This window comes from Azospirillum sp. TSH20 (assembly GCF_003115935.1).
GTDB lineage: Bacteria > Pseudomonadota > Alphaproteobacteria > Azospirillales > Azospirillaceae > Azospirillum.
The window spans coordinates 1-23,246 of record NZ_LGQU01000145.1; the positions used below are offsets into that span (position 1 = coordinate 1).

Annotated in this window: 21 protein-coding genes; 8 read left to right on the forward strand and 13 right to left on the reverse strand. The window is 66.7% G+C overall.

The window, feature by feature from the left end; translation table 11 throughout:
- A partial coding sequence (gene msrP, locus TSH20_RS31140; RefSeq protein ID WP_109493014.1) for a protein-methionine-sulfoxide reductase catalytic subunit MsrP occupies window positions 1-868 on the reverse strand: 868 nt, incomplete at its 3' end.
- A gap of 97 nt (window positions 869-965) precedes the next feature.
- Window positions 966-1,106 (reverse strand): hypothetical protein, encoded by a 141-nt coding sequence (locus TSH20_RS35160; protein ID WP_158282097.1) that lies wholly within the window; start codon window positions 1,104-1,106, stop codon window positions 966-968.
- Window positions 1,107-1,695: 589 nt separating this feature from the next.
- Here TSH20_RS35160 and TSH20_RS31150 point away from each other — a divergent pair.
- The 5 genes from TSH20_RS31150 to TSH20_RS31170 all read left to right on the forward strand — a co-directional run bounded on the left by TSH20_RS31150 (window position 1,696) and on the right by TSH20_RS31170 (window position 11,052).
- Window positions 1,696-7,578, forward strand: coding sequence for a HAMP domain-containing protein (locus tag TSH20_RS31150; protein WP_247871429.1), 5,883 nt, complete (start codon window positions 1,696-1,698; stop codon window positions 7,576-7,578).
- Window positions 7,575-9,953: a response regulator gene (locus TSH20_RS31155; RefSeq protein ID WP_247871428.1), complete on the forward strand. Its 2,379-nt coding sequence runs from the start codon at window positions 7,575-7,577 to the stop codon at window positions 9,951-9,953. Before TSH20_RS31150 ends, TSH20_RS31155 begins: the two co-directional genes overlap by 4 nt.
- A gap of 66 nt (window positions 9,954-10,019) precedes the next feature.
- On the forward strand, window positions 10,020-10,394 hold the full coding sequence (locus TSH20_RS31160) for a hypothetical protein (protein WP_109153612.1): 375 nt from the start codon (window positions 10,020-10,022) through the stop codon (window positions 10,392-10,394).
- 113 nt (window positions 10,395-10,507) lie between these two features.
- Complete coding sequence (locus tag TSH20_RS31165; RefSeq protein ID WP_199232030.1) at window positions 10,508-10,777, forward strand: DUF5985 family protein; 270 nt, start codon at window positions 10,508-10,510, stop codon at window positions 10,775-10,777.
- Window positions 10,777-11,052 (forward strand): DUF5985 family protein, encoded by a 276-nt coding sequence (locus TSH20_RS31170; RefSeq protein WP_109156674.1) that lies wholly within the window; start codon window positions 10,777-10,779, stop codon window positions 11,050-11,052. Before TSH20_RS31165 ends, TSH20_RS31170 begins: the two co-directional genes overlap by 1 nt.
- Before the next feature lie 4 nt (window positions 11,053-11,056).
- Here the strand turns inward: TSH20_RS31170 and TSH20_RS31175 are convergent, their stop codons facing one another.
- Window positions 11,057-11,431 (reverse strand): hypothetical protein, encoded by a 375-nt coding sequence (locus tag TSH20_RS31175; RefSeq protein ID WP_247871427.1) that lies wholly within the window; start codon window positions 11,429-11,431, stop codon window positions 11,057-11,059.
- Between the two features lie 251 nt (window positions 11,432-11,682).
- Here TSH20_RS31175 and purT point away from each other — a divergent pair, with 251 nt between their 5' ends.
- Entirely contained in the window at window positions 11,683-12,852 is a 1,170-nt protein-coding gene (gene purT / locus TSH20_RS31180; protein ID WP_109156672.1) for a formate-dependent phosphoribosylglycinamide formyltransferase, read from the forward strand.
- A gap of 55 nt (window positions 12,853-12,907) precedes the next feature.
- On the opposite strand, the gene TSH20_RS31185 is transcribed toward purT, so the two are convergent.
- The 7 genes from TSH20_RS31185 to TSH20_RS31215 form a co-directional block, all read right to left on the reverse strand.
- On the reverse strand, window positions 12,908-14,086 hold the full coding sequence (locus tag TSH20_RS31185) for a hypothetical protein (RefSeq protein ID WP_109156671.1): 1,179 nt from the start codon (window positions 14,084-14,086) through the stop codon (window positions 12,908-12,910).
- A gap of 233 nt (window positions 14,087-14,319) precedes the next feature.
- Entirely contained in the window at window positions 14,320-15,555 is a 1,236-nt protein-coding gene (locus tag TSH20_RS31190) for an MFS transporter (protein WP_109156670.1), read from the reverse strand.
- On the reverse strand, window positions 15,556-16,725 hold the full coding sequence (locus tag TSH20_RS31195; protein WP_109156669.1) for a thiolase family protein: 1,170 nt from the start codon (window positions 16,723-16,725) through the stop codon (window positions 15,556-15,558).
- Window positions 16,722-18,209 carry an AMP-binding protein gene (locus TSH20_RS31200; RefSeq protein WP_247871426.1) on the reverse strand — a complete coding sequence of 496 codons (1,488 nt, stop codon included), beginning with the start codon at window positions 18,207-18,209 and terminating at the stop codon, window positions 16,722-16,724. Before TSH20_RS31200 ends, TSH20_RS31195 begins: the two co-directional genes overlap by 4 nt.
- A gap of 4 nt (window positions 18,210-18,213) precedes the next feature.
- Window positions 18,214-18,762, reverse strand: a complete 549-nt coding sequence (locus tag TSH20_RS31205; protein WP_109156667.1) for a biotin transporter BioY — start codon at window positions 18,760-18,762, stop codon at window positions 18,214-18,216.
- Between the two features lie 27 nt (window positions 18,763-18,789).
- Entirely contained in the window at window positions 18,790-19,428 is a 639-nt protein-coding gene (locus TSH20_RS31210; protein ID WP_109156666.1) for an energy-coupling factor transporter transmembrane protein EcfT, read from the reverse strand.
- Window positions 19,428-20,102 carry an ATP-binding cassette domain-containing protein gene (locus tag TSH20_RS31215; protein WP_109156665.1) on the reverse strand — a complete coding sequence of 225 codons (675 nt, stop codon included), beginning with the start codon at window positions 20,100-20,102 and terminating at the stop codon, window positions 19,428-19,430. The genes TSH20_RS31210 and TSH20_RS31215 overlap by 1 nt, the downstream gene beginning before the upstream one ends.
- A gap of 114 nt (window positions 20,103-20,216) precedes the next feature.
- Between TSH20_RS31215 and TSH20_RS31220 the strand changes: the two genes are divergently transcribed.
- Both TSH20_RS31220 and TSH20_RS31225 read left to right on the forward strand, forming a co-directional pair.
- Complete coding sequence (locus tag TSH20_RS31220) at window positions 20,217-20,576, forward strand: type II toxin-antitoxin system prevent-host-death family antitoxin (protein ID WP_247871425.1); 360 nt, start codon at window positions 20,217-20,219, stop codon at window positions 20,574-20,576.
- Window positions 20,557-20,823, forward strand: coding sequence for a Txe/YoeB family addiction module toxin (locus TSH20_RS31225; protein ID WP_109156664.1), 267 nt, complete (start codon window positions 20,557-20,559; stop codon window positions 20,821-20,823). The genes TSH20_RS31220 and TSH20_RS31225 overlap by 20 nt, the downstream gene beginning before the upstream one ends.
- Before the next feature lie 57 nt (window positions 20,824-20,880).
- On the opposite strand, the gene TSH20_RS31230 is transcribed toward TSH20_RS31225, so the two are convergent.
- The 3 genes from TSH20_RS31230 to TSH20_RS31240 are packed head-to-tail and all read right to left on the reverse strand — an operon-like array spanning window position 20,881 to window position 23,064.
- A complete protein-coding gene (locus tag TSH20_RS31230) occupies window positions 20,881-21,708 on the reverse strand; it encodes an amino acid ABC transporter ATP-binding protein (protein ID WP_109156663.1) in 828 nt (275 codons plus the stop codon).
- The gene (locus tag TSH20_RS31235) at window positions 21,708-22,412 is read right to left on the reverse strand and encodes an amino acid ABC transporter permease (RefSeq protein WP_109156662.1); all 705 of its coding nucleotides are present in this window, start codon (window positions 22,410-22,412) and stop codon (window positions 21,708-21,710) included. The genes TSH20_RS31230 and TSH20_RS31235 overlap by 1 nt, the downstream gene beginning before the upstream one ends.
- A 4-nt stretch (window positions 22,413-22,416) precedes the next feature.
- On the reverse strand, window positions 22,417-23,064 hold the full coding sequence (locus TSH20_RS31240; protein WP_109156661.1) for an amino acid ABC transporter permease: 648 nt from the start codon (window positions 23,062-23,064) through the stop codon (window positions 22,417-22,419).
- Between the last annotated feature and the right edge of the window lie 182 nt (window positions 23,065-23,246).

Below are 23,246 nucleotides of genomic sequence, written 5' to 3' on the forward strand. Positions count from 1 at the left end.
GGGGGGAAATTCCCCCCCCCCGCCGTTCCGTCGCCTGGCTCCAGCGCGGGTGGTCGACCTCCGGATTGACGTTGGAGTAGAAGCCGTATTCGCTCGACTGAGCCTTGTTCCAGGCGGTCGGCGGCTGGTCCTTCACCAGCGTGATCTTGACGATCGACTTGATCGACTTGAAGCCGTACTTCCACGGCACCACCAACCGGATCGGTGCGCCGTTCTGGTTGGGCAGAACCTCGCCATACATGCCGACGGCCAGCAGGGTCAGGGGGTGCATCGCCTCGTCCAGCCGCAGCCCCTCGGTATAGGGCCAATTCAGCACCCAGGAGCGCAGGCCGGGCATCTGCTTCGGGTCGTTCAGGGTCTGGAAGGCGACGTATTTGGCATTGCCGGTCGGCTCCACCCGCTTCAGCAGCTCGGCCAGCGGGAAGCCGACCCAGGGGATCACCATCGACCAGCCCTCGACGCAACGCAGGCGGTAGATGCGCTCCTCCATCGGGAATTTCAGCATATCCTCGATGCCGATGGTCATCGGCTTGGCGACCTCGCCGCCGATGGCGATTTCCCACGGGCGGGTCTTCAGCGTGCCGGCATTCTCGGCCGGATCGCTCTTGCCGGTGCCGAACTCGTAGAAGTTGTTATAGGTGGTGGCCGACTTCATCGGCGTCGTCGGATCGAACTTCGGATCTGCCGGCTTGATCGTGGTCGGCGCCTCGAAGGCTGCCGCCAGCGCGTTGCCGCTCCACACCGGCAGGCTGCCCAGCGCCATCGCGGCGGCGCCACCGGCCATCAGGCTGCGGCGCGACAGGAAAAGCTCCCGCGGCGTCACCTCGTCTTCGCGCGCCTGCGACGCGGTGGGGAAATTGAACAGCATCGACCCTCTCCCGAACGGACCATTCCTGCCACTAACCATAGGTCCGCAGCCGGCCGACGGCAAATCACGGGGTCTACACGATTGCGTGAGCGGGAGGTCAGCGCCGGTCCAGCGGGATCACCACTGCCGGTCCGCCCAATGCACCGCCGAACCCGCCGCCGCGCGCCACGCGCCGCGCCGGAAAGGGCAGCACGTCGGCCGGCGGGCGCGGCGGGCTGAGGATCGGCAATCCGGTCAATCCGGGCATTCCGGCGAAAGAATGGGCCAAGGCCACGCCTTGGTGACAGGCGCGCATCCAAGAGAACATGCAGCACATCGAAGCCTGCATGGTAAATGTCCACAGAGTCATGGCCAAGCCCCGGGCTGTGAAGAAGGTCGGGTTGTCTTGCCCCGCGGAAGGCGGCCGGTGCCGGAAAGACCCGCCGTGGGTGGAACCTTAACGATGACGGCGGGTGAATCGTTCCGGCACCCCGTCGATACGCAATGGTCATTCGGCTGAATGAACGAGCTGATGAAGCCGGGCAAGCGCAAGAACCGGCCCTCTCCGTCATAAGTCATAGGCATAACCCTTCCGCACGAATTCGCGCCGCCTACGAAAGGCTAAATTGACCGGAATCGCCTTTACTTCATCGTGCGGGGCTGTAGGACTGCGCAGTCAATCTTCGGACTGGGGTGATGTACGCACAGCCTTGTTGCGGGCACTCGGCATTCCGGTTGTGTTGGCTTGCGTTTTCTTCCACCGCGCAGCAGAGCGGTTTTACAGAGCGATTTCGGGGATGGGCGGAGCGCGGTCCATGGTGGGCTCGGCGCGCGGATTGGGGAATGGCATGACGGCGATGGTCGAGACGGCGGACGCGTTGGATCCGAAGGTTCTGCTGATGGCCCTGCGGCAACTGCGCAAGGGCGATTTCTCGGTGAGGTTGCCGCTCGACCTCACCGGGATCGACGGCGAGATCGCCGCCGCCTTCAATGACGTGGTCGAGCTGAACCACAACCTGACCACCGAGACCAGCCGGCTCAGCGTCGCCATCGGCAAGGAAGGCCGCATCAGCCAGCGCGCCAAGCTGAACAACGCCTCCGGTGGGTGGGAAACCTGCGTCGACAGCATCAACACGCTGGTCGGCGACATGATCCAGCCGACGACGGAAATCGCCCGCGTCATTGGCGCCGTCGCCAAGGGCGACCTGTCCAAGACCATGGCGCTGGAAATCGAAGGCCGCCCGCTGCAGGGCGAGTTCCTGCGCACCGCCCGCAACGTCAATACCATGGTTGAGCAGCTCGTCACCGTCACCACCGAACTGACGCGCGTGGCGCGCGAGGTCGGTATCGAGGGCAAGCTGGGCGGTCAGGCCCAGGTGAAGGGGGTTGCCGGCACCTGGAAGGATCTGACCGAGAACGTCAACGTGATGGCGGCGAACCTGACGGGTCAGGTCCGCAACATCGCCGAGGTGACGACGGCGGTCGCGAAGGGCGACTTGTCGAAGAAGATCACCGTCGACGTGAAGGGCGAGATTCTGGAGCTGAAATCCACCATCAACACCATGGTGGACCAGCTGAACAGCTTCGCCTCGGAAGTGACGCGCGTGGCGCGCGAAGTGGGCTCCGAAGGCAAGCTGGGCGGTCAGGCCAAGGTCGAGGGTGTCGGCGGCACCTGGAAGGACCTGACCGACAATGTGAACATGATGGCGGAAAACCTGACCGGTCAGGTCCGCAACATTGCAGAAGTGACCACGGCGGTCGCCAAGGGCGACCTGTCGAAGAAGATCACCGTCGACGTGAAGGGCGAAATTCTGGAGCTGAAATCCACCATCAACACCATGGTGGACCAGCTGAACAGCTTCGCCTCGGAAGTGACGCGCGTCGCCAGAGAAGTGGGTTCGGAAGGCAAGCTGGGCGGTCAGGCGAAGGTGGAGGGTGTCGGCGGTACTTGGAAGGACCTGACCGACAGCGTGAACATGATGGCGGCGAACCTGACCGGTCAGGTCCGCAACATCGCCGACGTGACCACCGCCGTCGCGACGGGTGACCTGTCGAAGAAGATCACCGTCGATGTGAAGGGCGAGATTCTGGAGCTGAAATCCACCATCAACACCATGGTGGATCAGTTGAACAGCTTCGCCTCGGAAGTGACGCGCGTGGCGCGCGAGGTGGGTTCGGAAGGCAAGCTGGGCGGTCAGGCACGCGTGGAAGGCGTCGGCGGTACCTGGAAGGATTTGACCGACAGCGTGAATCTGATGGCGGCGAACCTGACCGGTCAGGTCCGTAACATCGCCGACGTGACCACGGCGGTCGCCAACGGCGATCTGTCGAAGAAGATCACCGTGCCGGTGAAAGGCGAAATCCTGGAGCTGAAGAACACCATCAACACGATGGTGGACCAGTTGAACAGCTTCGCGTCGGAAGTGACGCGCGTGGCGCGCGAAGTGGGCTCCGAGGGCAAGCTGGGCGGTCAGGCCCAGGTGAAGGGCGTCGGCGGCACCTGGAAGGACTTGACCGACAGCGTGAACGCGATGGCGACCAACCTGACCGGTCAGGTGCGCAACATCGCGGAAGTGACGACGGCGGTCGCCAACGGTGACTTGTCGAAGAAGATCACCGTCGACGTGAAGGGCGAGATTCTGGAGCTGAAATCCACCATCAACACGATGGTGGACCAGCTGAACAGTTTCGCTTCGGAAGTCACGCGCGTGGCGCGCGAGGTGGGTTCGGAAGGCAAGCTGGGCGGTCAGGCCCAGGTGAAGGGCGTTGCCGGCACCTGGAAGGATCTGACCGACAATGTGAACGCGATGGCGACCAACCTGACCGGGCAGGTGCGCAACATCGCGGAGGTGACGACAGCGGTCGCGAATGGCGATTTGTCGAAGAAGATCACCGTCGATGTGAAGGGCGAGATTCTTGAACTGAAATCCACCATCAACACGATGGTGGACCAGCTGAACAGCTTCGCCTCCGAAGTCGCCCGCGTGGCGCGCGAAGTGGGTATCGAGGGCAAGCTGGGCGGTCAGGCCCAGGTGAAGGGCGTTGCCGGCACCTGGAAGGATCTGACCGACAACGTGAACATGATGGCGGCCAACCTGACCGGTCAGGTCCGCAACATCGCGGAGGTGACCACCGCGGTCGCCAAGGGCGACTTGTCGAAGAAGATCACCGTCGACGTGAAGGGCGAGATCTTCGAACTGAAATCCACCATCAACACCATGGTGGACCAGCTGAACAGCTTCGCCTCGGAAGTGACGCGCGTGGCGCGCGAGGTGGGTTCGGAAGGCAAGCTGGGCGGTCAGGCTAAGGTTGAGGGCGTCGGCGGCACCTGGAAGGATCTGACCGACAATGTGAACATGATGGCGGCCAACCTGACGGGGCAGGTGCGCGGCATCGCCAGCGTCGTCACCGCGGTCGCCGACGGTGACCTGAAGCGCAAGCTGGCGGTGGACGCCAAGGGCGAGATCGCGGCGCTGGCCAACACCATCAACGGCATGATCGACACGCTGGCGACCTTTGCCGATCAGGTCACCAACGTGGCGCGCGAGGTGGGCATCGAAGGCAAGCTGGGCGGTCAGGCCCGCGTGCCGGGCGCGGCCGGTCTCTGGAAGGATCTGACGGAGAACGTGAACCAGCTGGCCGCCAACCTGACCACCCAGGTGCGCGCCATCGCCGAGGTCGCCACCGCGGTGACCAAGGGCGACCTGACCCGGTCCATCACCGTCGAGGCGATGGGCGAGGTCGCGGCGCTGAAGGACAACATCAACGAGATGATCCGCAATCTTCGCGACACGACGCTGAAGAATGCGGAGCAGGATTGGCTGAAGACCAACCTCGCCAAATTCACCCGCATGCTGCAGGGCGAACGCGATCTGGTCACCGTCTCCAACATGATCCTGTCGGAGATCGCGCCGCTGGTGAACGCCCAGCACGGCGTCTTCTACGTCGCCACCCGCGACCGCGACGAGCCGCTGCTGGAGCTGGTCGCCTCCTACGCGTTGAAGGAGCGCAAGAACCTGTCCAACCGCTTCCACCTGAAGGAAGGTCTGGTCGGGCAGTGCGCCTACGAGAAGAAGCGCATCCTGCTGACCAATGTGCCGCGCGACTATGTGTCGATCAGCTCCGGCCTGGGCGAGGCGCCGCCGCTGAACATCATCGTCCTGCCGGTGCTGTTCGAGGACGACGTGAAGGCGGTGATCGAGCTGGCCAGTTTCGGCCGCTTCAGCGAGACGCACCAGAGCTTCCTGGAGCAGCTGACCGAGAGCATCGGCATTGTTCTGAACACCATTGCCGCCAACATGCGCACCGAAGGCCTGCTGAAGCAGTCGCAGCGGCTGACCACCGAACTGCAGAGCCAGCAGGAAGAGCTGAAGACCACCAACGAGCGGCTGGAACAGCAGGCCGCCTCGCTGCGCAAGTCGGAAGAGCTGCTGAAGGCCCAGCAGGAAAAGCTGACCACCACCAACGAGGCGCTGGAGGAAAAGGCCGAACAGCTGGAGAAGCAGAACATCGAGGTCGAGCGCAAGAACCGCGAGGTCGTGCTCGCCAAGGCGGCGCTGGAGGAGAAGGCAGAACAGCTTGCCCTGACTTCCAAATACAAGTCGCAGTTCCTGGCGAACATGAGCCACGAGCTGCGCACGCCGCTGAACAGCCTGCTGATCCTGTCGAAGCTGCTGGCCGACAACCCCGACACCAACCTGTCCGACCGTCAGGTGGAGTTCGCCCGCACCATCCATTCCGCCGGATCCGACCTGCTGGGGCTAATCAACGACATCCTCGACCTGTCGAAGATCGAATCCGGCACCGTCACGCTGGAAATCGGCGAGGTCGTGCTGGGCGACCTGCGCAACCATGTCGAGCGCACCTTCTCGCAAATGGCGCAGGAGAAGAAGCTGGACTTCACCATCGAGATGGACGAGGCGCTGCCCGCCAGCGTCCAGACCGACGAGAAGCGGCTGGCCCAGGTGCTGAACAACCTGCTGTCCAATGCCTTCAAGTTCACCGAGAGCGGCGGCATCACCTTCCGCGTCGCCCCGGCAACCGAGGGCTGGAGCGCGGCGCACCCGACGCTGGATGCGGCATCGTCAGTATTGGCCTTCACCGTCACCGACACCGGCATCGGCATCCCCGAGGACAAGCAGCGCATCATCTTCGAGGCGTTCCAGCAGGCCGACGGCACCACCAGCCGCAAATACGGAGGCACCGGCCTGGGGCTGTCGATCAGCCGCGAGATCGCCCGGCTGCTGGGCGGCGAAATCCGCGTTTCCAGCACGCCCGGCAAGGGCAGCTCCTTCACCCTGTTCGTCCCGCGCAGCTTCGACACCATCGCGGAACCCGCTGCCCCGCTGGGCACCCCCGCGATCGGTACCTCCCCGGCGCCGGCCGGGCTTCTGCCCAAGCGGACGGACACGGCGACCCGGCCGGTGGTGGCGTCCGGCCCGCAGGAGGGGTTGGCTCTGCTCGACATGCCGCCGGGCGGTGACGACCGTGAAAAGCTGCGCCCCGGCGAACCTGTCGTGCTGATCGTGGAGGATGACAGCACCTTCGCCTCCATCCTACTCGATCTGGCGCGGGAGAAGGGCTTCCGCACCATCCTGTCCAGCGGCGGATCGGCGGCGTTGCCGCTGGCGCGCAAATACCGGCCGGACGCCGTGCTGCTCGACATCGGGCTGCCGGACATGGACGGCTGGGCGCTGCTCGACCTGCTGAAGCGCGATCCTCAGACCCGGCACATCCCGGTCCATGTCATCTCCGCCAAGGACGAGCGCCGGCGCGGCCTGTCGATGGGCGCCTTCGACTATTCGGAAAAGCCGGTGGAGCGCGAGGCGATCTTCGACGCCCTGAACCGGGTGAAGAGCTTCAAGGAGCGCGACCACCGCAAGCTGCTGGTGGTGGAGAAAGACAGCCCGCAGCCGGGCGGCGTCGCCGCCCTGATCGGCAACGGCGACGTCGAGACCCACACCGTCACCTCGATCGAGGCGGCGATGGCGGCGCTGACGGCCGACCGCTTCGACTGCATGGTGCTGGACCTGTCCAGCCCGACCCTGCCCGGACCGGTCACGGTGGATTTCGAGCTGATCGAATGGCTGCGCACCCGCGACACGCTCGCTTGGATGCCGGTGGTGGTCTATGTCGCCGCCGACATCGCGCCGGAGGACGAGGCGCGGCTGCGCCGGCTGGCCGAGACGGTGGTGCTGAAGAGCGCGCGCTCGCCGGCCGGGCTGCTTGACGAGACCGCGCTGTTCCTTCACCGCGCCGTCGACCGGCTGCCCGACGAGAAGCGGCGCAGCATCCTGGATTTGCGCCAGCATGACCCGGCGCTGGCCGGCAAGCGGGTGCTGGTGATCGACGACGACATCCGGAACATCTTCTCGCTCGCCAGCGTCATGGAGGCCCACAAGATCGAGGTCCTGCATGCCGAAAGCGGGCGCGAGGGCATCGAGCGGCTGCGTGCCGATCCCAACGTGGACGTGGTGCTGGTCGACATCATGATGCCGGAGATGGACGGCTATGAGACCATGCGCACCATCCGCAGCATCGAGGAGTTCCGCGGCCTGCCGATGATCGCCGTCACCGCCAAGGCGATGAAGGGCGACCGCGACAAGTGTATCGAAGCCGGCGCCACCGATTACATCGCCAAGCCGGTGGACATCGACCATCTGCTGTCGCTGCTGCGGATCTGGACCGCCAAGGGCAACCGGCCGCAGCCGCGCGGCGGAGTGCAGCCATGACCCGGCGCAAGCTCCAGACGGCGCGGAGGGGGCGGCACGCGCCCTTCGTCCCGCCGCCGGCCAGTCCGGTGCCTCCGGTTCGCCGGTCCACCCTGCTCGGCACCACCAGCGTCCCGATGCCCGGCGAGGGCGCTGTTCGCCAGACGCTTCTGCCGGCGGCCCCTGCACCCGACGTGACGCCGGTGCCACCGTCCTCCGGCCAGGCTGCCGTCCCCGCGGGATGGGAAAGCGGAACCATGACCAGCGATTCGAATCCCCAGCCCGACAAGGCGGACGTCGCGATCCTGATCGTCGACGACGACCCGCGGAACCTGTTCGCCGTGCGCGAGACGCTGGAGGATCTGGGGGCGCAACTGGTGCTCGCCCGGTCGGGGGAGGAGGCGCTGAAGCATCTGCTGCGGCAGGACTTCGCGCTGATCCTGCTGGACGTCCACATGCCGGGCATGGACGGCTACGAGACGGCGGAGCTGATCCGCCTGCGCGAGAAGTCCCGCCACATCCCGATCATCTTCCTGACCGCCATCAACAAGGACGAGACGCACATCTTCCGCGGCTATACCACCGGCGCCGTGGACTACATGTTCAAGCCGGTCGACCCGTTGATCCTGAAATGCAAGGTGGCGGTCTTCGTCGATCTCTACCGCAAGACCGAGGAGGTGAAGCGCGAGGTCGAGGCCAAGCAGCGCCTGCTGGACGAGAATGAGCGGGTGCGGCGCGAGATGCGGCAGGCCGAACAGGCGTTGCGCCGGTCGGAGGAGCGGCAGGCGCTGATCCTGGGCCAGCTTCCCATCGTGCTCTACACTGCCGACCTGACGCCGGGCATTCCGTTCCGCTACCTGTCGGACACCACGGAAACGGTGCTGGGCTGCCCCGCGTCCCGCTTCATCGAGGATCCGCAATTCTGGGAATCCGGGCTGCATCCGGACGACCGCAGCCGCGTGCTGCGCCAGCTGGAGGCGGTCCACGAAACCGGGCTGACCATGGTGGAATACCGCTGGCGCGGCCCGGACGGCGGCGAACGCCATCTGCTGGACCAGGCCGTCGTCGTGCGTGACGAGGAGGGCGTGCCGACCGAGCTGTTCGGCACCATCATGGACGTGACCGAGACCCGCCAGGCCCAGCAGCAGCTCGCCCACGCGCAGAAGATGGAGATGGTCGGCCGGCTGACCGGCGGCATCGCCCATGACTTCAACAACATGTTGATGGTGGTGATCGGCAGCCTGGAGCGTCTGGTCCCCGGCCTCGCCGACGACCCCAAGGCGGCGCGGCGGGCGGAGATGGCGCTGCAGGCGGCGCTGCGCTGTTCCGACATGACGCGGCGGCTGCTGACCTTCGCCCGGCGCCAGCAGCTTCACCCGGAGCCGGTGGATCTCGGCGCACTGGTCGCCGGCATGGGCGAGCTGATGGAGCGCACGCTGGGCGGGGCCGTCGCCATCGCCATCGAGGCGCCGCCGGCCGATGCCGAACCGCTGTGGATCGCCTCGGTCGATCGCTCGCAGGCGGAATCTGCTCTGCTCAACCTCGTCATCAACGCCCGCGACGCCATGCCCGGTGGCGGCGCCCTTCGGATCCGCACCGCGAATACCCGATTCGAGGAGCCGCAGACGGCGCACGGCATGTCGGTTCCGGCCGGCGACTATATCCTCCTGTCGGTGTCGGACAGCGGATGCGGCATGCCGCCGGACGTGCTGGAACGCGCCTTCGAACCCTTCTTCACCACCAAGGAAACGGGGAAGGGCACAGGGCTCGGTCTTGCCATGATCCATGGCTTCGTCAAGCAGTCGGGCGGGCTGATCGGTATCGACAGCACCCCCGGCGCCGGCACCACCTTCCGGCTCTATCTGCCGCGGGCGACGATGGACGCCCTGCAAAGCCCAACTCCGGACGAGGACGGCGCCGACGAGGCCTTCGCCGGCCGCGGCGAGACGGTGCTGGTGGTGGATGACGACGCCGACGTGCGGGCGGTCGCCGTCCAGGCGGTGACGGCACTGGGATACCGCGTGCTGGAAGCCGACGGAGCGGAAGCGGCGCTGACCCTGCTGGACCGGCAGCCGGTCGACCTTCTGTTCACCGACATCGTGATGCCCGGCGGGCTGAACGGGCGCGAACTGGCGCTGGAGGGTTTGCGCCGCCATCCCTCGCTGCGGGTGCTGTTCGCGTCGGGCTATGCCAACGGAACCAGTGCGCCGGAGCCGGAGGCCGGCGCGTCCGCCGACACCGGCAGCGCCGCGGATCCCGGCGCCGTGCTGGGGGCCGTGCTGAGCCGGGCGGAAACGCTGCCGAAGCCTTACCGCGACGGCGTTCTGGCCCGTGCCCTGCGCCGCGCGCTGGATTTGCAGGCCCCTCTCGCCCCGGCGGAGGCCGTCCGGGGATGATGAGGGGGATCGAGGGCGGCGCCGCCCAACGCCGCCGGTTGTGCATATCAGGTCAGGTTCCGGTTCATGGTTTTGTCCGACGACGCGCTTACCCTGCTCAGAAGCTCCATTCGATCCGTCTGGGCGTTGGAACTGCTTTTGCTTTTGCGCCGACATCCCGATCGGGACTGGTCGAATGGCGACCTCGTGAGGGAGTTGCGCGGCAGCGACGTCGTGGTTCAGGAGGCGCTGGGCGGCTTTCTCGGTGCCGGGCTTCTGGTGGCGTTGGCGGACGGCAGTCACCGCTACCAGCCCGCCGCCCCGATCCTCGACAAATGGGTGGAGGAGATCGCGCAGGCCTATGCCACCCGTCCGTCCGCCATCATCCGCGAGATCTTCGCGGCACCCGGCAACAAGGTGCAGGTATTCGCCGACTCCTTCAGGTTCCGCCTCAATGACTGAGATTTATTGGACAGAGACGATGGCTGTTTCGACAATGGCTGTACTCGTTATGAATAAACCCGGCCCGCATCGGCTCCCCTCCCCGCCGGGGAGAGGGAAAGAAGGGCGCTGACATGGATGTCCTGAAGTCTGCGGTCTATCTGCTGTGTTTCGCCGCCAGCCTGCTGTGCATGGTGCTGCTGCTGCGCAGTTACCTGCGGTCGCACAGCCGTCTGCTGCTGTGGAGCACGCTGTGCTTCGTCGGGTTGGCGATCAACAACCTGCTGCTGTTCATCGACGTGGTCATTCTGCCGACGGAGGTCGACCTGCTGCCGTTCCGCCATCTCTCCGCGCTGGCCGGGGTCGGGATCCTGCTGTACGGCTTCATCTGGGATGCCGAGTGATGTCGCCCACGACTTACAGTTTTTTCACCGGGGCACTGGCGGCGCTGTATGCGGTCGCGGGGATGTTCTTCCTCAGCTTCTGGAGACGGACGCGCGATGCGCTGTTCGCCAGCTTCGCATTGGCTTTTGCGCTGCTGGCGATCAATCAGGTGGTGCTGGCGCTGGGCGGGCTGGAGCGGGAGGAGCAGAGCTGGGTCTATGTGTTGCGCCTGCTGGCCTTCCTGCTGATCATCGCCGGAATCGCCCGCAAGAATCTGGAGGGACGGCGGCGCTGACCGGTCATTTGCGGCCGTCGCCGAAACGGCGGCAGTCCCATTCGTCGCTGCCCGCCTCCGCCCGCCCGCCGTTGGAGGTGCGGTAGCGCGCATCGTCGCACCGGCCATTGCCGGCATAGCGGCTGTAGCCGCCGTGGCCCCGGCTTCGGTACCCGTTGTCGTAGCCGTTGCCGTAATAGCCGCCATTGTCGTAGCCGCCGCGACGGTGATGGTGCCGGCCACGGTTGTAATCGCCATCGTCGTCGTCATCGCCGGCGGTGGCGGCCAGCACGCCCAGCCCAACCACAGCGGCGCCGATCAGCAGGGCGCCCGCCATGTCGTCGTTGCCGTTGCCGGCACAGCCGGGCAAGGCCAGCGATGCCGCCAAGCAAGCGGCCATCACGGTCCTGCCACCGAAAACTCCGCGCCGTGCCACCGTTTCCATCGCCGCCTCCCGGAATAGGGCTTCATTTACGCATGAACACATGATCGGCGTTTTTCATCCGATGCCATTATAATTTCATTTTCGAAATATTTGTTCTGCGCCTCTCTCGCTCGGCCGATGCATACGGAAGGATTGCGGCGGGGCTTGGCCCGGCCGGCGGGAAGCCCTATGGTCGGGCTGCTGTCGCCAATAAGGGGAGTGCGTGGATGTTCACCGCCAGGATCCTTCTGCTCGGCTCCGGAGAGTTGGGCAAGGAATTCGTCATCGCGGCCAAGCGGCTGGGCTGCGAGGTCATCGCCTGCGACAGCTATGCCAACGCCCCGGCGATGCAGGTCGCCGACGCGGCGGAGGTGTTCTCCATGCTGGACGCCGACGCCCTGCGCGCCGCCATTGCCAAGCACCGCCCCGACTATATCGTGCCGGAGGTGGAGGCGATCCGCACCGAGGTGCTGCACGAGTTCGAAGATGCCGGCACCACCGTCGTGCCCTCGGCCCGCGCCGCCACCATGACGATGAACCGCGACCGCATCCGCGAGGTCGCCGCGACCGAACTCGGCCTGCGCACCTCGCGCTACCGCTATGCCGAGAGCCTGGAGGAGGTGCGCGCCGGAGCCGAGCACACTGGTTTCCCCTGTGTCGTCAAGCCGGTGATGTCGTCGTCCGGCAAGGGGCAGAGCACGGTGCAGGACGCCGCCGGGCTGGAGGCCGCCTGGAACTACGCGGTGGCGAACATGCGCGGCGACCGCCGCAAGGTGATCGTCGAGGAGTTCGTCCCCTTCGAATACGAGATCACGCTGCTGACCGTCCGCACCCGCGACGGCATCCTCTATTGCGAGCCGATCGGCCATCGGCAGGAGCGCGGCGACTACCAGGAATCCTGGCAGCCGGTGGCCATGCCGCAGGCGATGCTGGACGACGCCAAGGCGATGGCGGCGCGGGTCGTCGACAATCTCGGCGGCTATGGGATCTTCGGCGTCGAGTTCTTCGTGACCGCCGACGAGGTGATTTTCTCCGAGCTGTCGCCGCGCCCGCATGACACCGGCATGGTCACCCTGCTGTCGCAGAACCTGTCGGAGTTCGAACTGCACGCCCGCGCCATCCTGGGCCTGCCGATCCCGAACATCGTCTGCCGCGCCCCGTCGGCGTCCGCCGTCATCCTGGCCGACCGCGAAGCGGAGAATTTCCGCATCGAGGGGCTGGCCGAGGCGCTGAGCCTGGGTTCGGCGGAGCAGGAGGTCGACGTCCGCCTGTTCGGCAAGCCGACCACCCGCAAGAACCGCCGCATGGGCGTGGCGCTCGCCACCGGCTCCGATACCGACGATGCACGGGCGCGGGCCAAGCTGGCGGCCGACAAGGTGACGATCCGGTATCTGTGAATTGTCAGGCGATGCGGCGGGCAAGGTGGGTGCCCGCCGCCCGCCGCGCGTCCGCTTACGAGATTGCTGCCAGCGTCCCGGACATAGCGTCCGGCTCAAGCATCGGGGCCGCCCGTCCCGTGGTGGTCAGCGGGAGAGTGGAACGCCCTTCGCGATAGCCAAACGTGACGTAGTGGGTGGCCGCAGCCGCCTCGGTGCTGCCCAAGGCACGCTGCACATCGGGATTGCGCGCCAGATAGGCCGCCGCGTTGAAGGTGATCGTTCGCCCTTCCAGCCGCCCGGTGCTGGCGTAGTGCAACGCCGCGGCAGTCGTGTCGGGGCCGAACGCCCGGATCAGATCCGGGTTCGCCGCGATATAGCTCATGGCGTTGAACGTCGTGCTGCGCCCTTCCGACCGGCCGAACGTGATGTAATGCTCCGTCGCGGCCGCAGTGTTCGTGCCGAAGGCAGCAGCAAGATCGCGGTTTGCAGCCAGATAGCCGGCGGCATCAAATGTCGTCGACCGGTTTTCGAGGTGCCCCGTCTGTGCGTAATGGAGAAAGGCAGCCGTACCGTTGGTCCCGAACGCGGCGGCCAAGTCGCGGTTGGCTGCGAGATAGCTCATCGCGTCGAAGGCGGTCGCGCTGGAGGATGAGACCGTACGGTCGGAAAACCGGATATATTCGACATTCCGAATCAGATCGGATCCATTGAGCCGGTCGATGATCGCGGACTGGCCGCCGTAGCTCATCAGTTTATTGGGCGCATAGCTCTGGCTGGAAATGACCGTATCGACGCCGTCACCTCCGTCGATCGTATCGACTCCATATCCGCCGCTGATCAGATCATCGCCGCCGCCGCCGCTGATATAGTCGTTTCCGTTATATCCATAGAGCATGTCGGCATAGGACGATCCAAAGATCTGGTCGCTGCCGGACAGGATGTTCTGAGTGGTCAGCGCATAGGACAAGCTGTAGACGCTGGAAAAGCTGATGTTGGCATTGCTGAACGACAGCAGCGGGCTTCCGCCGGGCAGGGTTGCCGACACGGAAGTTATCCTTCCGGACGCATTGTAATCGGTAATGTTGAACGACCCGTTGACGGTAATGTCCATCACCGGCGCCCCGTTCAGCGTATAACGGAACGCAATCTGCGAAGAGTTTTGCGTAAGAAGGGAGTAATTGTCGTAAACGATACCGGCGGTATCTCCAGAGCCCGATAAATTGATTGAAACATTCGCAACGACAGTGGTCATTCCGGGGCCTCGAGAAATCCGATGGAAGTATGGCTGATGGGATACTCTGTAGCAGCTGATTTCAGGGGCGGCATCGCCGTGCCCTGCGTCACCATCGCGTATCCCATTCTACGGTCGCCTTCATGCCACCGGTTGGAAGCGGTGACCGTTAAAGCATGCTCAAAAGGGTAAATGCGCAATCTTAGAATGTCGAGAGTGTACGAGTGGATTTCGCTTCCGGCGTGTGGATGCGTCTACCGCCCCAACAGCCGGTCCACCCGCCGCAGGGCCGGGAACATCACCGCCCACAGGCCGGCGAGGCCCACTGCGCCGACGCCGCCCAGCACCACCGCCGGAACCGCGCCGACCAGAGCCGCCACGCTGCCGGATTCGAACTCGCCCAACTGGTTGGAGGCGCCGATGAACAGCGAGGTGACGGCGCCGACCCGGCCGCGCATCTCGTCGGGGGTGGAGAGCTGGATCAGCGTCTGGCGGACGAACATGCTGACCTGATCGGTGGCGCCAACCGCCAGCAGGGCGATGAAGGACAGCACCGGATCGGCCGACAGGCCGAAGGCGATGGTGGCGACGCCGAACCCGGCCACCGCCACCAGCATCCAGCGCCCGGCATGGCGCTTCACGCCCCAGCGGGTGATGACCATCGCCATTGCGAGCGCCCCCAGCGCCGGGGCCGAGCGCAGCAGGCCGAGCCCCCACGGCCCGACATGCAGAACGTCGCGGGCATAGATCGGCAGCAGCGCCGTCGCCCCGCCGAGCAGAACCGCGAACAGGTCGAGCGAGATGGCGCCCAGAATCTCCGGCCGGCTGCGGATGAAGGCGGCGCCGGCCAGCATGCTCGTCAGGCTCATGGCGCGCTTGGTCATGGTGACGGGTCGCGGCCTGCAGGCGGCGATCAGCAGCACCGACAGCACCAGCATCGCCGTGCTGACGCCATAGACCGCCGCCGGCCCGGCGATGTAGAGCAGCCCGCCCAGCGCCGGACCGGAGATCTGCGCCACCTGCACCCCCGACGACTGCCAAGCGACGGCATTGGGCAAATCCTCCACCGGAACGGTCGCCGACAGGATCGCCTGATTGGCCGGCCCCTCGAAGGATTTGGCGAGGCCGATCAGCGCCACCACGGCGAAGATCGCGTGGGGCGACAGGCCGCCGGCCATGGTCAGCAGGAACAGGGCGGCCACGGCGATCATCTCGATCGACAGGGCGCCGAACAGCACCGTCTTGCGGTCATTGTTGTCGACCACATGGCCGGCCACCAAAACCAGCGCCAGGGTGGGCAGGAACTGGAACAGCCCGACCAGACCGAGGTCGAGCGGGTCGCCGGTCATGGCATAGACCTGCCAGCCAACCGCCACCACCTGCATCTGGATCGCCAGCATCGAACAGACCCGCGCGCTCCAGAACAGGGCGAAGGCGCGGTGACGGAAAGCCGACCGGAAACTATCCCCGGCCGTGGCGGCGCTGGTCATTCAAACGGGCTCCAGAAGTGTGGCGAGCCCCAGCCCGCCGCCGATGCCGAGCGTCGCGACCCCCCGGCGGGGCGTGGTGCCCGCTGCCGGGAACAGCAGCTCGGTGAACAGGCGCGTCACCAGGATGGCCCCCGACGCGCCATAGGGATGGCCGAGCGCCAGCGCGCCGCCGCCGACCGACACGCGCGCCGGGTCGATGCCGAGGGCGTCGAGGCTGGCCAGCACCTGGGCGGCGAAGGCCTCGTTGAACTCGACGAGGTCGATGTCGGCGACGGGCAGGCCGGGATTGCGGGCCAGAAGCTTCGTCACCGCCGGGATCGGGCCGGTGCCCAGCAGCTTGGGGTCCACCCCTGCCGCCGTGCTGTCGATCACTGCCAGCCCCTGGGTCAGGCCGAGCGCGCGGAACTTCCGTTCCGACACCACGGCGACCACGGCGGCGCCGTCATTGACCGGGCAGGCGTTGCCGGCGGTCACGGTGCCGTCGGGCCGCAGAACGGGGCGCAGGGCCGTCAATTTCTCAAGGCTGGTGTCGGCGCGCGGGCACTCGTCGCGGTCGATGATGCGGCCATCACGCAGGGTGAGCGGCACGATCTCGCGGTCGAACCGACCGGCGGCTTGTGCGGCGACGGCCTTGCGGTGGCTGTCCAGCGCGTAGCGGTCTTGGCGGGCGCGGTCGATGCCGTGGGCAGCGGCGACGTTCTCCGCCGCTTCAATCATCGACGGGTCGCCGATCTCGTCGGGGGCGAAGCGGGCGCGGTCGTAGAAGGTCGGGCTGCGGTAGAGGCTGGACGGCTTGGCGACGCGCCAGGGGGCGGTGCTGGTGCTCTCCACCCCGCCGGCGAGTACGACGTCGCAGGCGCCGGACTGCACCAGCCGGGCGGCGAGGTTGACCGCCTCCAGCCCCGATCCGCACTGCCGGTCCACCGTGACGCCGGGCACCGAAACCGGCAGGCCGGCGGCCAGCGCCGACAGCCGCGCGACATTGCCGCCGGGACCGACCGCGTTGCCCAGCAGCACCTCGTCCACCTCCGCCGGGTCGATGGCGGCGTCGGCCAGCACGGCACGAATGACCGGGGCGGCGAGGTCCTCGACGGGAAGCTCGCGCAAGCTGCCGCCGATGCGGCCGACGGGCGTACGGCGTGCGGCGACGATGATCGGGCGGTTGCTCATTCCACCACCTCCAGCCCGCCGGCTCTTGCCCGCTCACGAACATCGGCGCGGGCGATCTTGCCGCTGCCGGTCAGGGGCATGTCGGCCGCTGCGAAGACCTGGCGCGGGGCCTTGTAGGCTTCCAGCCGCTCCTGGCACCAGCCGCGCAACTCGGTCAGCGAGGCGCGCGCCGCGCCGCGCCACCAGACGACGGCGGACAGGGCGTCGCCCCAATAGGAATCGGGCAGGCCGAACACCACCGCCTCCGCCACCGCGGGATGGGCGCGCAGGGCCGCTTCGACCTCCGCCGGGTAGACGTTCAGGCCGCCGGTGATGATCATGTCGCCGGCCCGGCCGACCAGCCGCAGCCAGCCCTCGCCGTCGATCCAGCCATAGTCGCCGACCGTGCCCCAGCCGTCCTGCTCGCGATAGCCGGCACCGTCGGTGGTGCCGAGATAGCCGTCGCTCAGCATGCCGCTGCGCACCCAGACGGTGCCGGGTAGGCCGCGCTCCACCGGATGGCCGTCATCGTCGCGCAGGCTCAGCTCCACGCCGTGGAAGGGGCGGCCGACGCTGTCGGCGGGGGCGCCTTCGCGCGACGAGCGCAGGCTGACGAAGCTCAACTCCGACGCGCCGTAATATTCCAGCACAGCGGCATCCGGGCAGAGCGCGGACAGCCGGTCATGCACCGCGGGGGCGAGCTTGGCGCCGGAACAGACCACCCGGCGCAGGGCGGGAAAATGCCGGCCGTCGCGTTCCGCGGCGTCGAGGATGCCGACCAGCATCGTCGGCACCAGCACCAGCGTGGTGACGCCGCAGGTCGCCAACTGCATCGCCGCATCGCTGGCGTCGAACTTCGGCTGCACTCGCACCGTGGCGCCGGCCGACAGTCCCTCCACCGCGCCATAAAGGCCGAGGCCATGGACCAGCGGCCCCGGCACCAGGACGACATCATCGGGTCCGATGCCGAACTCCACCCGGCTCGCCTCCAGCGTCGCCAGCCAGGAGCCCTGGTTGCGGATGAAGGCCTTCGGCCGCCCGGTGGTGCCGGAGGTGAAGCCGACCAGGAAGGGCGTTTTCGGATCGATCGCGGGGATGCTCCAGCCCGCCGCTTGTTTGGCGATCCAGTCGGAAACGGTGTCCGTCCTCAGGTGCAGGTCGGGGCGAAAGGTGTCGAGGGCTGCGGCGGTCTGCGTGGCGCTCCATTTCGGGTCGAGCAGTCCGACGATCCCGCCGGCCGCAACGATGCCGAAGAACAGCGCCGGCAACTCCGCCCGGTTGCCGAGGCTGAGCGCCAAACGCGGCGGCGCACCGTCCCGGCGCAGGGCTGACACCCCGGCCCCCACCCGCCGCACTTGGTCGAGCAGGGTGCCGTAGGACACCACCTCGTCACCGAAGACCAGCGCCGGATGGGCGGGCGCCCGCCCGCTGGCCGTTGCGAATGGGCGGGCGAGATTGTCTGCCCCGGTATAGCCGCCGGCCATAGACGGTCGGTCAGTCGCCATTCGATCAGGCATGGATCGGCAGGATGCCGGCGCGGCGGACGCCCGAGGCGGCGACGGCGGCGACGCCGGCCTTGATCAGGTCGCCCGGTACGAAGGCCAGCGATCCGAAGACCGCCTTCTCGATCGGCAGGCCGGCAACCAGCCACAGCCAGGGAATGCCGCCGGCATAGACAACCAGGATGCCGCCGAGGACACTGACCGCGAACAGGCGGATCGGGTTCGCGTTGGTGGCGAAACGCTCGGCCAGCCAGCCGGTGACGAAGGCGGCCACCGGAAAGGACAGCACGAAGCCGCCGGTCGGCCCCATCAGCACGCCGATGCCGCCGCGCCCGCCAGCCAGCAGGGGCAGTCCGGCGGCGACCAGCAGCACGAACAGCAGGGCGGCGATGCCGCCGCGCTTGGCGCCCAGGATGGTGCCGGCCAGCATGATACCCAGCGTCTGCGCGGTGATCGGAACCGGCAGGAAGCCGAGCGGAATCGGCGGCGCCATGCCAAGCCCGCCCAGCAGGGCGGCGAACAGGGCGCAGAGGACGAGGTCGCGGGTGGACAACATGGCGGACGCTTCCTTCGGCTGGTGTCTTTATCGTTGAGTGCTGCTTTTTTTGGTCCCGGTATCGGCCGGGTCGTAGCCGCGCGCTTCCAGTGCGGCGGTCAGATCATCGGCCATGGTGAGGATCTTGACCAGCAGCGGAACGAACAAGGCGGCTATGTTGCGTTCCACGCCGCGGGCGCGCTGGGCCATCCGCACCTCGCGCACCTGCTCGCCAAGCAGCGGGATGAAGCGGATGGTCAAAGCCAGCATCAGCGCCATCTTCGCCGGATTGACCCCGACCGGGCGCAGCAGGCCGAACAGCCGCTCGAACAAATCGACCATATCCATGACGCGGGTGGTCAGCGTGACCAGCGTCGCCAGCAGGATCAGAGCGGCGAAGCGGGCGAGGGCGACGGCCGTTTCCTCCCAGCCGCCGCCGGCCAGCAGGGCCTGGAAGCCGAACAGCAGGGTCAGCATGATGACCGGCGCCCGCAACTCCGCAAGCACCCGTCCGGTGGGCAGCTTTGCCGCGACAAGCACGGCGGTACCGATCAGTCCGGCGGCGAGCGCTCCCCAGGCACCGGGCAGAGCCAGCACCGCCACCGTCACCAGCAGCAGCCCGCCCAGCTTCACCCCCGCCGGCAGGCGGTGGATGACCGACTCCCGATGCAGGTAGAGTCCCAGCATCAGCCGAGCCGCTCGATGTAGGCCGGCACGGTCTCCGCCGGAGGACCGTCGGCGACGACGCGGCCATCCTCAAGCACCAGCGCCCGGTCGAAGTCCCTGACCATGTCCAGGTCGTGGGTGACGACGATCACTGTCTGCGGCAGCCCGCGCAGCAACTCGATCACCTTGCGGCGGTTGCGCAGGTCGAGCAGGGTGGTCGGCTCGTCGAAGATCACATAGGCCGGTTCCAGCACCAGCACCCCGGCGATGGCGAGCAGTTGCTTCTCGCCACCACTCATCTGGTGGGCCGGCTGGTGGCGGTAGCGGTCGAGGCCGTAGCGCTCCAGCGCCCCGGCAACGCGGCGGGCGATCTCGTCCTTCGGCAGCTTGCGCGCCTTCAACCCGAAGGCGATGTCCTCTTCGACCGTCGGATAGACAATCTGGGTGTCGGGATTCTGGAAGACGAAGCCGACCCGCTGGCGCACGGCGCGCCCGTCGCTGCGGGTGTCCAGGCCGTCGACAGCGACGGTGCCGCTGGCAGGGACGATCAACCCGTTCAGCAGGCGGGCCAGCGTGCTTTTCCCCGAGCCGTTGCCGCCGAGAATGGCGATGCGCCGTTCCGCCAGCCGCAGCGACAGGTCGTGCAGGACGGGGCGGTCGCCATAGGCGTGGGTGACGGACCGGAGTTCGATCATCGACGGGCGCGGGGCTTTCGCGTTGCAGTTCTGTTGCGCGTGCGAAAGGTTCTTAGCCGGTTTGCGGGCGGGGTGCCAGGGGGCAGGTTGGGTGCGGCGGCTCGGACTTGATTTATGTCCATTTTTCTGTACATAAAAGAAGTCGACGGGATCAACCCCCATCAAGAGGAAACCCGCATCACCCATCATGTCAGACAGGCACCTGAAATGGGTCACATCAACTACACAGATCTCAGAAACAATCTTGCCAGCGTGATGGACGAGGTCTGTGACAGCCGCGCGCCGTTAACCGTTACCCGTCAGAAGGGGCGGTCGGTGGTGATGATTTCCGAGGAAGAGTTCGAAGGGCTGATGGAGACGCTTCATCTCCTGAAAAGCCCCAGGAATGCGGAGCGGCTGCTCAAGGGCATCGCCCAACTTGATGCTGGCAAAGGCATCGAGCGGGACATTCTGAATGAAGAAGGTTTGGACTGACGGCGCTTGGGAGGATTACTTATACTGGCAGAAGAACGACAGGGCCGTGTTGAAGAAGGTCAACGACCTCATTCGCGATACGGAACGGAACCCGTTTTCAGGGCTGGGCAAACCTGAACCGTTGAAGGAAGGGCTTGCAGGCTGGTGGTCGCGCCGGATCACGGGCGAGCACCGGTTGGTCTACCGGTTGACCGGAAGCGGCGACGCCCAGGCACTCGAAATCCTGGCCTGCCGGTATCATTACTGAGCCGCCATGAAGGCCGCCCCCCCTTGTGGGCGGCCTTTCCTCAATTGTGAACGCCGATCAGAAACTGTTCCGCTCATGGTAAGTCTGCAGGAACTGCTGCACCCGCGGTTCGGTGGATTCGTGGAAGACCTCGCGCGGGGTGCCGAAGGCGGCGATGCGGCCACGGTCGAGGAAGGCCACCTTGTCGGCGACGTTGGCGGCGAAGCCCATTTCGTGGGTCACCACCACCATGGTCATGCCGTCGGCCGCCAGATCGCGCATCACCTGCAGCACCTCGCCCACCAGTTCGGGGTCGAGCGCCGAGGTCGGCTCGTCGAACAGCATCAGGTGGGGTTCCATTGCGATGACGCGGGCGATGGCGACGCGCTGCTGCTGGCCGCCGGACAGGCGGGCGGGATAGCTGTCGGCCTTGGCGGCCAGTCCGACCCGGTCCAGCATCCGGCCGGCGTGCGCTGCAGCCGACGCCTTGTCCATGCCGCGGACCTGCACCAGCGCCTCCGCCACATTCTCCAGCGCGGTCATGTGGGGCCACAGGTTGAACTGCTGGAATACCATGCCGACGTTGCGGCGCAGATCGCGCAGGTCGCGGTTCGACAGGCGGCGGCGCGGCGTGTCCTCGGTATAGCCGACCAGCGTGCCTTCGATGCGGATCTCGCCGCGGTCGTAGACCTCCAGGAAGTTGATGCAGCGCAGAAGCGTGCTCTTGCCCGATCCACTGGGGCCGATCAGGCAGACGACCTCCGACTTGTTGACCGTCAGGTCGATGTCGCGCAGCACCTCGTTGGTGCCGAAGCTCTTGCCGACACCGCGGATCGAGACCATCGGCACGGCATCGGCGGCGGTCGTGGAGCGCGACGGGGTGGCGGTTTGGGAAACGGCGGTCATCACGCCCTCGCGGTTGCGGTCTCGGTCGGCGACCCCTGCGGCGAGGCATGGGTCAGGAAACGGGTGACGCGCGCCTCCAGCCGGCGGCCCAGGCGCGACACCACCTCCACCAGCAGCCAGTAGAACAGCGCCATCCCAACGATGGTCTCGAAGGTGGCAAAGGTCTCTGCCGCCATCGTCTGCATCTCATACATCAGTTCCGGCACGGTGATGATCGACAGCACCACCGTCTCCTTGGTCAGGATCGCCATCATGTTGACGATGGCCGGGATGGTCGACACCAGCATCGCCGGCACGATCACCCGGCGCAGGATGGAGCCATAGGACATGCCGAGGCTGAGAGCCGCCTCGACCTGCCCCTTCGGCACCGCCTGATAGCCGGCGCGGAAGATCTCGGCGAAATAGGCGCTGCCGTAGATGCCGAGGCCGAGGATGCCCGCCGTCGTCGCCTCCAGCCGCAGGCCGATGGACGGGCCGCCGCTGTAGAGCAGGAACAGCTGGATCAGGAAGGGCGTGCCGCGGATCACCTCGATATAGGCCCGGATGACCCAGCGCAGCGGCTTCACCGGCAATTGCCGAAGCAGCATCAGCACGAAGCCCAGCACCATGCCGATGAGGCAGCCGGCCGCCCAGCACAGGATGGTGACGCCGAAGCCGCGCAGCAGCGCCGGGCCGTACTGGACGAGAAGGGAAAGGTCCAACATCGGATCAGGCCTGTTGCAGGCGGCGTTCGACCAGCGTGCCGAACAGGGCCAGCGCGCCGTTGATCGCCAGATAGATGAGGCCGGCCGCCAGATAGATCTCCAGCGGGCGGTAATTGCTGGCCGAAATGGTCTGGCTGGTCCGCGTCAACTCCGCCACCCCGACGACGGAGATCAGGGAGGACGCCTTCAGCAGCAGGATCAACTCGTTGACCAGCGCGGGCACCGAGATGCGGAAGGCCTGCGGCAGCAGGATGCGCGTCCAGATCGACCGGCCGGGGAACCCCAGCGCCAGCGCCGCTTCCGACTGCCCATGCGGGACGGCGTTCAGGGCACCGCGATAGATCTCCGACACATAGGCGCCGGACGCGAGGCCGAGGGCCGCGACGGAGGCGACCAGCGGCGGCACGTCGATGCCGATCAGCGGCAGCATGTAATAGATCAGCAGAAGCTGGATCAGCAGCGGCACGCCGCGGAAGAAGCTGACATAGACGCCGCCGGCCATGTCGGCCGCCCGGCCACCGGACTGGCGAGCCACGCAGACGACGACGCCGATCACCTGCCCTAGCAGCACGCCGAGCAGCGAGACCCAGATGGTCGTGACGGCCGCCCCCAGCAGATAGGGAAGGGCGTCGATGATGACGCTGAACTTCATCGAGTGGGCCTTAAGTCCGCGATACCGGAGCCTAATCCCCTCTCCCCCCTGGGGAGAGGGTTAGGGTGAGGGGGACGCATGGGGTGGAGGTTGGGGAAGGGTGTGGCGCTCCGCATTTCCCGCTAAGCCACACCGCGCTTCCCCCCCCCCCCCCCCCCCCCCCCCCCGGGGGGGGGGGGGGG